The organism is Pseudomonas sp. Tn43, from assembly GCF_014192635.1.
GTDB lineage: Bacteria > Pseudomonadota > Gammaproteobacteria > Pseudomonadales > Pseudomonadaceae > Aquipseudomonas.
The window spans coordinates 18,504-30,637 of the sequence record NZ_JACHYG010000020.1; the positions used below are offsets into that span (position 1 = coordinate 18,504).

The following is a 12,134-nucleotide window of genomic DNA, read 5'->3' on the forward strand; positions in this document are numbered from 1 at the left end:
GTTTAAGCCTGTTCCAACGAGGTTTCAACACGGGTGGCGGTGGCTGGAACTTTCCCGGCCGCTACCAGACGCTTGTGCTGCTCGGCTTCGATGCGCTCGATTACGTCGACCGGCACCATATAGCCTTGATCATCACGTGCAGCGTGGATCACGAAGTACACGACAGTGCCGACCAGGCTTGCGATGGCCAACCACCAGATGTGCCAGATCATCGCGAAACCGAACACGGTCAACAGAGCCCCCATGACCACACCGGTGGCGGTGTTGTTTGGCATGTGGATCGGCTCGTACCTGGCCGGAGCCTTGTAGGCGGTGCCGTTTTCCTTGGCTTCGGTGAACGGGTCGATGGTTTCTGCTTTTGGCAGCACGGCAAAGTTGTAGAACGGTGGTGGCGAGGAAGTCGACCATTCCAGGGTATGGGCATTCCACGGGTCGCCATGTTCACACATGTTCTGCGGCAGCTTGCGGTCACGGATACTGACGTAGAGCTGGATCAACTGGCAGGCGATACCGACGGCGATCATCAGCGCACCGAACATGGCAACGTACAGGTACGGCACCCATTCAGGGTTGGTGGTGGCGTTCAGACGACGGGTCATGCCCATGAAGCCCAGTGCATAGAGCGGCATGAACGCGACGAAGAAGCCGCTGATCCAGAACCAGAATGCTGCCTTGCCCCAGCCTTCGTGCAGCTTGAAGCCGAACGCTTTCGGGAAGTAGAACGCGAAACCTGCGATGTAGCCGAATACCGCGCCGCCGATGATCACGTTATGGAAGTGCGCGATCACGAACAGGCTGTTGTGCAGAACGAAGTCGGCACCCGGAATGGCCAGCAATACGCCGGTCATGCCGCCGATGGCGAAGGTCACCATGAAGCCCAGGGTCCAGAGAACCTGGCTGGTGAAACGCAGACGGCCTTGATAGATGGTGAACAACCAGTTGAATAGCTTCACACCCGTCGGGATAGAAATCAGCATCGTCGCCAAACCGAAGAAGGCGTTGACGCTGGCACCCGATCCCATGGTGAAGAAGTGGTGCAGCCAGACCATGAAGCCCAGGATCGAGATCGCGCCACTGGCGTAGATCATCGAGTGGTGGCCGAACAGCTTCTTGCCGGTGAAGGTCGAGATGACTTCGGAGAAGATCCCGAACGCCGGCAGAATCAGGATGTAAACCTCGGGGTGACCCCAGGCCCAGAACAGGTTGACGTACATCATCGGATTGCCACCAAGTTCATTGGTGAAAATGTGGAAATCCATGTAACGGTCAAGCGTCAGCAGTGCCAGGGTAGCGGTCAGGATCGGGAACGAAGCCACGATCAGGACGTTGGCCCAGGTGCAGGTCCAGGTGAAGATCGGCATGTCCATCAGCTTCATGCCCGGGGTACGCATTTTCAGCACGGTGGCCAGGAAGTTGACCCCCGTCAGCGTCGTACCTAGCCCGGATAGCTGTAGCGCCCAGATGTAGTAATCCATCCCCACGCCCGGGCTGTATTGCAGACCCGACAGCGGCGGATAGGCAACCCAGCCGGTCTTGGCGAATTCGCCGACGCCCAGGGACAGGTTGATCAGCACCACGCCGGACACCAGCAGCCAGAAGCTCAGGGAGTTCAGGAACGGATAGGCAACGTCACGCGCGCCGATCTGCAGCGGCACTGCAAGGTTCATCAGGCCGGTGAAGAATGGCATCGCCATGAAGATGATCATGATCACACCGTGAGCGGTGAAGATCTGGTCATAGTGTTCAGGTGGCAGGTAGCCAGGCGAACCCTCGGTGGCCATGGCCAACTGGGTACGCATCATGATGGCGTCGGCAAAACCGCGCAGCAGCATGATCATGGCGACGATGATGTACATCACGCCGATTTTCTTGTGGTCGACCGACGTCAGCCACTCGGTCCACAAATACGTCCACTTCTTGAAGTAGGTGATTGCAGCGAACAGCGCCAGACCACCGAGCGCGATCATGGCGATGGTTACCATCACGATCGGTTCGTGGAACGGGACCGCTTCCCAACTTAATTTACCAAACATCGTTTACTCCTCTGCCCCGGCAGCTGAATGCGAGCTCATGTCCATCCCTTCCATATGGGCCACTTCTTTCTCTTTCTTCTCGTGCTTGACCTTCGGACCCGGTTTCATGCCTTCGTACTTGTCGACGATGATCTGGAACAGGTTCGGCGTGACCGAGGAGTAGAGCTCGACTGGGTTGTTCTGGCTTTGCTTGGCAAGGGCTGCGTATTCAGCTTGTTCAAGCTGTTTAGGTGCCTTTTTGACTTCGCTTACCCAGGCGTCGAAATCTTCCTGAGAAGTGGCGATCGCCTTGAATTTCATGCCGGTGAAACCCGCGCCGCTGTAGTTGGCGGAGATACCGTCCATTTCAGCGTTCTGGTTGGCGATCAGGTGCAGTTTGGTCTGCATGCCCGCCATCGCGTAGATCTGGCCGCCCAGGGCCGGGATGAAGAACGAGTTCATCACGGCGTCTGAAGTCACCTTGAAGTTGATCGGCGTGTGCGCCGGGAACACGATCTTGTTGACCGTGGCGATGCCTTGTTCCGGGTAGATGAACAGCCACTTCCAGTCCAGCGCGACCACTTCAATGGTGACTGGCTTGACGTCGGATTCCAGCGGTTTGTAAGGATCCAGGGCGTGGGTCGATTTGTAGGTGATGTAACCCAGAGCAATGATGATCAGTACTGGAATAGTCCACACCGCCACTTCGATCTTGGTGGAGTGCGACCATTTCGGCGTGTAGACAGCGTCCTTGTTGGAAGCGCGGTATTTCCAGGCGAACAGGAAGGTCATGACGATGACCGGCACGACGACCAACAGCATCAGCAGCGTTGCGGTGATGATCAGGTTTCGCTCATCCAGGCCGACCTGGCCCTTGGGATCGAGCAAGGTCATGTTGCAGCCTCCCAGCAACAGAGTGCCGAGCAGCGGCAATAAGCCTAGTAGTCTGGGGTACCTGTTTTTACTCATCTCACGACCTCTAAAGCAGCTTGCGCAATGCAGTTGGGTTTTGATCGCCAACACTTCACCCTGCCAAGGGTTGGCATTTTTCTTGGATTGAATAAGGGCCTGCCCGTCGCGCGTCAGACGCGGTTCGACAATTGCCGGGCCTGCGGTGAGTTCTTATTCGAATTCGTGGTCAAGGGCCTTGTTACAGACCAATTCCATTTGGTGCGGATAGTCGGAAGGCACCGACACCTGGGAGTCGCACGAAGCCATCGGGCCTCTCGACACCCTGATTCTGCTCATGCACCTGAGCAAGGGTGAGCAGTGCCGGGAATTCAGTGCGGGCGATTGTAGATATGTAGCGATTCATAAACCATGTCTCATCCCGAAATAATTTATATCCGTCCCGACAACAATCACTAACGGCTTCTGCAAAAGTGCGCCATGGTATCGAAATTCATTCTCAACAAAAACACCAAAAATAGTAGGTCTACCACGCGAAGTTCAGACAGCTTCCAAGGCTCTGCGCTCGCATTCGACCCTGCTCTACCCCGTATGTGACAAGGGCTTTGGCAATTTTCCAGGCCCCGTTAAAACTGCCTGTTTCGACCGACGAGCATTGAAACCGACAGCGCCTGGAAGAGTAGGTTTTTGCTGCGAAGCGATGCCCTCAATCAGCAATTTGAAATGCCTGGCGACACTCGAGCTGTGACAACGTGTCGCACACGTGTCGCATCCTTTCTTGTCGAGCATCAAGGCGTTTTACTTGACCTGCAAATATGCAAAACGCCCCGGTCTCTCAACGAGAGCCGGGGCGTTTTTTTTGCCTGTAACGGTCTGGCGTACCGACTCAGCGCAGGGCTGTGCGATTACGCAAAGTGAGTAGCGGCACCAACACCACGATCAACACGAAAGCCAGCAGTGCCCACTGGGCCAGGGACAAGCCGAGGATCGGCGGGTAAGGCGTAGAGCAGAAGCCATCGACCTGGAAACCCAGTGGAAAGATCTTCGCCAGCGGCAGGCCGTCGACGATCGGCTGCAGCACATCGACGCCACAACTGACCGCCGGGTAAAACTGGGTATAGACGTGATGCCCGGCCACCCCCGCGCCCGCAATGGCGCAGATCACCACCAACGTTTCGAACAGCGTGACGTTGCGGCGGGTGCGCATCGCCGCGCCGATAAAGGCGAACAGCGCAATCAGCAACAATGCATAGCGTTGCAGGATGCACAGCGGGCACGGTGCCTCGCCCAAAGCCACTTGCATGTACAGCGCGCCACCGATCAGCGCCAGACAGATGATGCCCAGCAACACCAGATAGCGCCGTTCACGTCCCAACCGCATGGTTTCCTCGCTCATCGCGTTTCCCTTTTGTTTCTGTAGATCAGCTCGTCAGCGGCTGCGCTTGCAGCGGCTGTTCCGCACTGATGTTGTCTTCGATATGCCGACTGGTGGCAAGCGCGACCACTGTTGGTCTGATACCGGTTGCCCGCCAGTCTACACGCTGCTGTTCACGAGCGTCTTGAGCCGGCGACAAGCCTGTGGCGAGGCGCTTGCTCCGGCTTGAGACGTGGCGCTCGGATTTTTGCGGCCGCTACGCAGCCCAAAGCCGCCCGGAGCAAGCTCGCTCGCCACAAGGAATAAGCGACAAACCGGTTAAGAACCGATTAACTTTCAAGTGTTTTTCAGGAATCGACCTGTGAACACTGATCGAGTGCTTACTGCTTCCAGCGATCCGCCGCCGCATGATCGCTGTCACGCCCCTCTACCCAACGCGGCCCGTCAGGGGTGTTTTCTTTCTTCCAGAACGGCGCGCGGGTTTTCAGATAATCCATGACAAAGGCACAGGCATCGAATGCTGCCTGACGGTGGGCGCTGGCGGCGCCGACGAACACGATCGGCTCGCCCGGCTCAAGCGCGCCGATGCGGTGCAACACTTCCAGCTTCAACAGTGGCCAGCGCTGCTCGGCCTGCGCGGCAATCTTGCCCAGGGCTTTTTCGGTCATGCCCGGGTAGTGCTCCAGAAACATCCCGGCGACATCAAGGCCGTCATTGAAGTCGCGCACGTAGCCGACAAAACTCACCACCGCACCCACGCCCACATTGGCAGCGTGCATGGCGTTGACTTCAGTACCCGGATCGAACGGTGTGGACTGCACCCGAATCGCCATGGCTCAGCCCCCGGTCACGGTCGGAAAAAACGCCACTTCATCGCCATCGCTCACCGGCTCGTCGAGCTGGCAGAGGTCTTCGTTGCGGGCGCACATCAGGTTTTGCTCGCCCAGTACCTCGGCGCCGTCACGTTGGGCCAGCAGCGCGCGCACATCGTCGACCGTGGCGAAATCACCGTCGACTTTCACCGAGTCCACACCGAGCGCTTCACGGTAGCGGGCGAAAAACTTCACGGTAATGTTCATGGCTGATCCGCCCGAAAATGGCCGCTCTTGCCGCCGAGTTTCTCCAGCAGCCGCACGCTTTCGATGGTCATGCCGCGATCCACGGCCTTGCACATGTCATAGATGGTCAGCGCCGCGACGCTGGCGGCGGTCAGCGCTTCCATTTCGACACCGGTCTGCCCGGACAACTTGCAGCGCGCCACAATGCGCACGGTGTCGTCGCCTTCAGCACTGAGCTCAACCTTGACGCCAGTGAGCATCAATGGGTGGCACAACGGAATCAGATCGCTGGTTTTTTTCGCCGCCTGGATGCCGGCGATTCGCGCCACGGCGAACACGTCACCCTTGGGGTGGCCGCCCGTGACAATCAACTGCAGGGTTTCGGGCAGCATGCGCACCAGCGCTTGGGCCGTCGCTTCACGGAACGTCACATTTTTTTCAGTGACGTCGACCATATGGGCGCGACCTTGGGAATCGAGATGAGTCAGCACAGGGATACTCCTGATCAGGAGCATCGATTGTAAACCTGCGGGTCAATTTTCCGCACGTTTGATTATCGGATAGACATGCCCCTGTAGGAGCGAGGCTTGCCCGCGAAGCGATGTGTCAGTCACATTGATGTCGGATGTGCCGACGTCTTCGCGGGCAAGCCTCGCTCCTACAAGGGGTTATGGGTCGGGTATAAAAAACCGGGCGGTTTTGGGCCGCCCCGGTTCTGGTGAGGGTTACAGATGCGATTCGGCGTATTCGGCCAGAATCGAGCGTGGCACCCCTTGCAGGGTGATGTGTACACCGTTAGGAAAGTCCTTGAAGCGCTCGGTCAAGTACGTCAGCCCGGAACTGGTCGCGGACAGGTAAGGGGTATCGATCTGCGCCAGGTTGCCCAGGCACACGACTTTGGAACCGGCGCCGGCACGGGTGATGATGGTTTTCATCTGGTGCGGCGTGAGGTTCTGGCATTCGTCGATCAGGATCAGACTCTGCTGGAAGCTGCGGCCTCGGATGTAGTTGAGGGATTTGAACTGCAACGGCACTTTGCTGAGGATGTAGTCGACGCTGCCATGGGTGCTTTCGTCATCCATGTGCAAGGCTTCGAGGTTGTCGGTGATGGCGCCGAGCCAAGGCTCCATTTTTTCCGCTTCGGTACCGGGCAGGAAGCCGATTTCCTGGTCCAGCCCCTGCACGCTACGGGTGGCGATGATGCGCCGGTAGCGTTTGCTGACCATGGTCTGCTCGATGGCCGCCGCCAGGGCCAGGATGGTTTTCCCGGAACCGGCCGCGCCGGACAGGTTGACCAGGTGAATGTCCGGATCAAGCAAGGCATACAACGCCAGGCTTTGATAGATGTCCCGCGGTTTCAGGCCCCAGGCTTCCTGATGCAGCAGAGGTTCCTGATGCAGATCGAGGATCAGCAACTTGTCGACCTGGATTTCCTTGATCCAACCAACAAAGCCCTGTTCGTCGATGATGAACTCGTTGACGTGTACCGCAGGCAGGTTGTCGATCAACTGCACCTGGTGCCAGGTGCGGCCATGATCCTGCCGGGTTTCGACTTTGCTGACCCGATCCCAGAATGAACCGGTCATGTTGTGATAACCGTTGGGCAGCAATGAAACGTCGTCGACCAACTGGTCGGTGCTGTAGTCCTCGGCCGCAATCCCGCAAGCCCGGGCCTTGAGGCGCATGTTGATGTCTTTTGTGACCAGCACCACGGGCAATTTTGCATCGCGTGCGCGCAGGTCGATCAACTGGTTGATGATGATGTTGTCGTTCAGATGCTCGGGCAGAATGATGTTCGGCTCAGTGCGCTTGCTCATCAGAATTGACAGCAAACCCTTGGGCCCACTCTTGCCGCGCTGGATCGGTACGCCCAGTTCGACGTCTTCGGGGCTGGCATCGCCCAACGTTTTGTCGATCAGGCGAATCGCCTGGCGGCATTCCGCGGCCACGCTGTGATGCCCGCTCTTGAGCTTGTCCAGCTCTTCAAGCACGGTCATCGGGATGGCGACGTGGTGTTCTTCGAAATTAAGCAGGGCGTTTGGATCGTGAATCAATACGTTGGTATCGAGTACATAAAGGATTGGCTGGTTGGAGGAAGGGCTACGTCCGTGATCATCCATACTCGGTCACCTTTGTGGGAGCCAGTCGACGCAATACCATAACGGTGCTGCGCCTCGAAGTGGCCGCCGAATTCACCTGCGAGGAGTCAAGTGAACTGCACACAAACTGGGTCTTGGGAGACGCCACCTGTGTTGCAGGTTTCGGCGGTCTGTCTTCGTAATACTCCAAAACCTGTGACAGAAAAAAGCACTTTGACGCTTTTTTGAAGTTTATTTTTCAGAGTGACGAATAGCCCTTGGCGTGCAGGCAATGTGCCGTTAAAGTCGGAAGTCCGCCTGCACCGATTTCTCTGCAAAAATCGCCTTTCATCCCATGTTTGCGGCCTTTTGCCGTTTTCAGCGAAACGCCTCCTGACAGTCTGCCCAACCGATCCCGCTTGGCGCCGTTTGCGTAATGAGCCAAGGCATCGCCGTTTTCAGCGCATCCTGCTTCACATTGAAATTGATCACCCCGTGCCGCCACAGCAGCATCAGGGTCAATACCCGTTGTGCGCTCTGGTTGCCTTTGAGCTTGCCGGCGCCGTCCTGGGCATCGATATCCCACAATGCCACCTGCAAGCCCTGAGCCGTGAAGAAGCCTTCGGCATCGGATCGTCGCTGCCCCTCGGGCGGGCGAAACAGCGGCACGTAATTCTCCGGCAGCTTGCCTTTGACCAGCTCGACACTGCGTCGCACCGAGTCCTGCCAGGCTTGCCAATGGCTGTGTGAGCGGAATTCCCAGCCTTGCACGCCCACGCATTGCTGCGAATAAGTCCCTTGCAGGCTGGCCACCGACCGCTCGGCCAGGCGGGCCTGTATGTCTTTGCCGAGGACGAAGAACGTAGCGCTCATGCTGGATTTGCGCAGGTACTCGGTGACCCAGGCGGTGTTATCTGGCGCGGCGTTGGCGGCGCTGTCGAAGGTCAGCAGGAACAGCCGATCATTCATGGCCTCGCCATTGCGCTCATAGTCGCCAAAACGATCGACTTCGCTGCTGGTCTGCGGGAACAGCGCGGCCTTGCGCAACTGCTCGTCCAGGTACTGGGCGTGGAACAACCGGCTCGGCTCGGCCCATTTGATGTAATAGCTGTCCTCGCCCACTTGAAACTTCGCCGCTTGCTCGCGCAGGGTGGCCATGTCCTCGACCAGGAAACAGAAAGAAGCATCTTGATCGCAGCTTTGCTGAGCGAAGTTGTAATTGCTCAGCAAACGCTGCCACAGGCGTTGGCGCAGCTGGTTGACCGACTCCAGATTGAGGGTGCGCAGGCCCAGGCGTTGAGCCAGGCTCGCTTCATCCAGCGATTCACTGGCCAACAGAACGCGGGCGAACATGAGGATTTCGGCGCGCGAAGCGACATCAAACAGCGTCGGGCTGCTGAGCTGCTCAGGCCAGGTGCTGCGATCCAGCGTTGCCACATCGCCCGGCGCGGCAAAGGCGCCAAAACTCAAGAGCCAGGCCGAGAATAGAAAAACGATACGCAATGGGATGTCTCCATAACAAAACCCGCGCGGCACTATAGCCGATCGCGCTCACATTCCCGCAGCAGCACCGATCTCCCGTAGGAGTGAGGCTTGCCCGCGAAGGCGGTGTGCCAGTTACCGATGATGCCGACTGATACACCGCCTTCGCGGGCAAGCCTCGCTCCTACAGGTTTTGTACATGGCTACCGATCAGCTATGGACTTGATAGCTGGAGTCAACAAGGACAACCCCCTAGAATCGCCCCCACGATTAAAGGAGACGACTTCATGCTGATGGTGATTTCCCCCGCCAAGACCCTCGACTACGAAACACCGCCGGCGACCCAGCGCTTCACTCAGCCGCAGTACCTCGACCATTCTCAGGAGCTGATCCTGCAACTGCGCGACCTGACGCCCGCGCAGATCAGCGAATTGATGCATGTCTCCGACAAGATCGGCGGTCTCAATGCCGCGCGTTTCGGTAGCTGGACCCCGGCCTTCACTCCTGCCAACGCCAAGCAGGCATTGCTGGCCTTCAAGGGTGATGTGTACACCGGCCTGAATGCACAAACGTTCAGCGAAGCCGATTTCGATTACGCCCAGCAGCATTTGCGCATGCTCTCCGGCTTGTATGGCCTGTTGCGCCCCCTGGACTTGATGCAGCCCTATCGGCTGGAGATGGGCACCAAACTGGCCAATGCCCGGGGCAAGGACTTATACGCCTTCTGGGGGACGCGGATCAGCGAATGGCTGAACGAAGCCTTGGCCGATCAAGGCGATGACGTGCTGCTGAACCTGGCCTCCAACGAATACTTCTCGGCCGTCAAACGCAGCGCCTTGAACGCACGCATCATCAATACCGAGTTCAAGGATTTGAAGAACGGCCAGTACAAGATCATCAGCTTCTACGCGAAAAAGGCTCGCGGAATGATGAGTCGCTTCGTCATCGAAGAGCGCATCAATGATCCGGTCGCCCTCAAGCAGTTCGACGTTCAGGGTTATCGCTACAGCGCCGAACAGTCCAAACCGGACAATCTGGTCTTCCTGCGCGATTACGCACCGGAATAATCAAGCTGCTTTTGATCGGCGCACGATAGCGATAACTTCGTCGTGCGCCCTCCTTCGATCGTCGAACAACCCCTGTCTTTTCGCCGCTTTATTGACGCCAAAAAACTATCAGTTCATTTCTTAACTTTAGTTTCATTCGACATTGATCATTTTTTTCAGTAGTGGCACTGAATTTTTTTACGCGTAGTGGCAAAAAAGTATCCCGCGCAATAACAGCCCCATATATAAAGGGCCGAACGGCAAGTGCTATCAATATGAAAGCAGTGCCATCTTTTTCGACATTTCAAGAAATTTCAGAATTCGCGATGGGCGGACAGGAACTATGTCCAAATGCGCCGCTCATACCACCGGTAACGATTCTCTCGGCGATTGTGCGAGATAACTTACACAGACAAGAGATCCCTATAGCGAAGTTGTCACACTCACTTAGGCTTACTGATCACTTATTTGGGCAATACATGAAGGACAGGAGATAACGCACCATTACTATCCCCTACAAGGCCACGGCTGCGCCCCTATAAACGTGCTCACCCGAGCACCCAACCGCTTGATTTACGGGCTTTCGAGCCTGGCATTGAGCGCGCAAGACCTTTGCACGAACGTCCTCTGATTAGAGGGTCGGCTGCATAACAGGGCATGTCATAACAATAAGGCCTGGTTGCGCACATCTTGAGTGCACTTATTTAGACACTCGGAACTTAGTATGCCTGTACCCGGCATTGTGACGCCTTTAAGGCCGCACTTGCGAGTGCACTATGACCGCTGAACACCATTAACTCCGGCCATGTAATGGCTTATGAAACAGGTTTGATTAACTGAGAGGTAATTGCGATGCGCATCAGCATATTTGGTTTGGGTTACGTCGGCGCAGTCTGTGCCGGTTGCCTGTCTGCACGGGGCCATGACGTCGTTGGCGTCGATGTTGCCAAAGACAAAATCGATATGATCAACGCAGGCAAATCGCCGATCGTTGAACCGGGCTTGGGCGAACTTCTGCACAAGGGCATCGAGACGGGCAAATTGCGCGGCACGACCAATTTCGCCGAGGCGATTCGCGACACCGACCTGTCGATGATCTGCGTCGGTACGCCGAGCAAGAAGAACGGCGATCTGGAACTGAACTACATCGAAGCCGTGTGCCGCGAGATCGGTTATGTCCTGCGTGACAAGGCCACCCGCCACACCATCGTGGTTCGCAGCACCGTCCTGCCGGGCACCGTGGCAAACGTGGTGATCCCGATCCTCGAAGACTGCTCCGGCAAAAAAGCCGGCGTCGATTTCGGCGTGGCGGTCAACCCTGAGTTCCTGCGTGAAAGCACCGCGATCGCCGATTACGACCTGCCGCCAATGACCGTTATCGGCGAGTTCGACAAGGCTTCGGGTGACGTTCTGCAATCGCTGTACGAAGAGCTCGACGCCCCGATCATCCGCAAGGACATCGCCGTTGCCGAGATGATCAAGTACACCTGCAACGTGTGGCACGCCACCAAAGTGACCTTCGCCAACGAGATCGGCAACATCGCCAAGGCTGTCGGCGTCGACGGTCGCGAAGTGATGGAAGTGGTCTGCCAGGACAAGACACTCAACCTGTCCCAGTACTACATGCGCCCAGGCTTTGCGTTCGGCGGCTCCTGCCTGCCAAAAGACGTGCGCGCCCTGACCTACCGCGCCGGCTCCCTGGACGTGGAAGCACCGCTGCTCAACTCGCTGATGCGCAGTAACGAGTCCCAGGTGCAGAACGCGTTCGACATCGTCTCCAGCCACGAAAAGCGCAAAGTCGCCCTGCTGGGTCTGAGCTTCAAGGCCGGCACCGACGACCTTCGCGAAAGCCCGTTGGTCGATCTGGCGGAAATGCTGATCGGCAAGGGTTACGACCTGAGCATCTACGACAGCAACGTCGAGTACGCCCGTGTTCACGGTGCGAACAAGGACTACATCGAGTCGAAGATCCCTCACGTCTCCTCCTTGCTCAACGCCGACTTCGACGACGTGATCGCAAACTCCGACGTGATCATCCTGGGCAACCGTGACGAGAAATTCCGCGCCCTGGCGCAGGAAGCGCCACACGGCAAGCAAGTGGTCGACCTGGTTGGCTTCATGTCCAAAGCCACCAGCGTGAGCGGCCGGACTGAAGGCATCTGCTGGTAACACAC

Annotated in this window: 10 protein-coding genes; 2 read left to right on the forward strand and 8 right to left on the reverse strand. The window is 57.3% G+C overall.

Going from position 1 to position 12,134, the window contains the following annotated elements; genetic code table 11:
• Positions 1 to 2: 2 nt before the first annotated feature.
• The 8 genes from cyoB to FHW68_RS26320 all read right to left on the reverse strand — a co-directional run bounded on the left by cyoB (position 3) and on the right by FHW68_RS26320 (position 8,935).
• Entirely contained in the window at positions 3 to 2,033 is a 2,031-nt protein-coding gene (cyoB, locus tag FHW68_RS26285; RefSeq protein WP_095633372.1) for a cytochrome o ubiquinol oxidase subunit I, read from the reverse strand.
• Between the two features lie 3 nt (positions 2,034 to 2,036).
• Positions 2,037 to 2,981, reverse strand: a complete 945-nt coding sequence (cyoA, locus tag FHW68_RS26290; protein WP_095633371.1) for a ubiquinol oxidase subunit II — start codon at positions 2,979 to 2,981, stop codon at positions 2,037 to 2,039.
• 826 nt (positions 2,982 to 3,807) lie between these two features.
• The gene (locus FHW68_RS26295; protein ID WP_095633369.1) at positions 3,808 to 4,317 is read right to left on the reverse strand and encodes a disulfide bond formation protein B; all 510 of its coding nucleotides are present in this window, start codon (positions 4,315 to 4,317) and stop codon (positions 3,808 to 3,810) included.
• A gap of 359 nt (positions 4,318 to 4,676) precedes the next feature.
• A complete protein-coding gene (gene moaE, locus FHW68_RS26300) occupies positions 4,677 to 5,129 on the reverse strand; it encodes a molybdopterin synthase catalytic subunit MoaE (RefSeq protein WP_095633368.1) in 453 nt (150 codons plus the stop codon).
• A 3-nt stretch (positions 5,130 to 5,132) separates the two neighbouring features.
• The gene (gene moaD, locus FHW68_RS26305) at positions 5,133 to 5,375 is read right to left on the reverse strand and encodes a molybdopterin converting factor subunit 1 (protein WP_183683818.1); all 243 of its coding nucleotides are present in this window, start codon (positions 5,373 to 5,375) and stop codon (positions 5,133 to 5,135) included.
• On the reverse strand, positions 5,372 to 5,845 hold the full coding sequence (gene moaC, locus FHW68_RS26310; RefSeq protein ID WP_095633366.1) for a cyclic pyranopterin monophosphate synthase MoaC: 474 nt from the start codon (positions 5,843 to 5,845) through the stop codon (positions 5,372 to 5,374). Before moaC ends, moaD begins: the two co-directional genes overlap by 4 nt.
• A 234-nt stretch (positions 5,846 to 6,079) precedes the next feature.
• Positions 6,080 to 7,474 carry a PhoH family protein gene (locus tag FHW68_RS26315; protein ID WP_095633365.1) on the reverse strand — a complete coding sequence of 465 codons (1,395 nt, stop codon included), beginning with the start codon at positions 7,472 to 7,474 and terminating at the stop codon, positions 6,080 to 6,082.
• A gap of 336 nt (positions 7,475 to 7,810) precedes the next feature.
• Positions 7,811 to 8,935 carry a polysaccharide deacetylase family protein gene (locus tag FHW68_RS26320; RefSeq protein WP_183683820.1) on the reverse strand — a complete coding sequence of 375 codons (1,125 nt, stop codon included), beginning with the start codon at positions 8,933 to 8,935 and terminating at the stop codon, positions 7,811 to 7,813.
• 266 nt (positions 8,936 to 9,201) lie between these two features.
• Here FHW68_RS26320 and yaaA point away from each other — a divergent pair, with 266 nt between their 5' ends.
• On the forward strand, positions 9,202 to 9,981 hold the full coding sequence (gene yaaA / locus FHW68_RS26325) for a peroxide stress protein YaaA (RefSeq protein WP_183683822.1): 780 nt from the start codon (positions 9,202 to 9,204) through the stop codon (positions 9,979 to 9,981).
• 831 nt (positions 9,982 to 10,812) lie between these two features.
• The gene (locus FHW68_RS26330; RefSeq protein WP_095633362.1) at positions 10,813 to 12,129 is read left to right on the forward strand and encodes a nucleotide sugar dehydrogenase; all 1,317 of its coding nucleotides are present in this window, start codon (positions 10,813 to 10,815) and stop codon (positions 12,127 to 12,129) included.
• The last annotated feature ends 5 nt before the right edge of the window (positions 12,130 to 12,134 follow it).

Bases quoted from the DNA above. Each gene is read 5' to 3' on its own strand.
- FHW68_RS26295 (WP_095633369.1), bottom strand. From the start codon at position 4,317: ATGAGCGAGGAAACCATGCGGTTGGGACGTGAACGGCGCTATCTGGTG.
- FHW68_RS26315 (WP_095633365.1), bottom strand. From the start codon at position 7,474: ATGGATGATCACGGACGTAGCCCTTCCTCCAACCAGCCAATCCTTTAT.
- moaD (WP_183683818.1), bottom strand. From the start codon at position 5,375: ATGAACATTACCGTGAAGTTTTTCGCCCGCTACCGTGAAGCGCTCGGT.
- cyoA (WP_095633371.1), bottom strand. From the start codon at position 2,981: ATGAGTAAAAACAGGTACCCCAGACTACTAGGCTTATTGCCGCTGCTC.
- yaaA (WP_183683822.1), top strand. From the start codon at position 9,202: ATGCTGATGGTGATTTCCCCCGCCAAGACCCTCGACTACGAAACACCG.
- cyoB (WP_095633372.1), bottom strand. From the start codon at position 2,033: ATGTTTGGTAAATTAAGTTGGGAAGCGGTCCCGTTCCACGAACCGATC.
- moaE (WP_095633368.1), bottom strand. From the start codon at position 5,129: ATGGCGATTCGGGTGCAGTCCACACCGTTCGATCCGGGTACTGAAGTC.
- FHW68_RS26330 (WP_095633362.1), top strand. From the start codon at position 10,813: ATGCGCATCAGCATATTTGGTTTGGGTTACGTCGGCGCAGTCTGTGCC.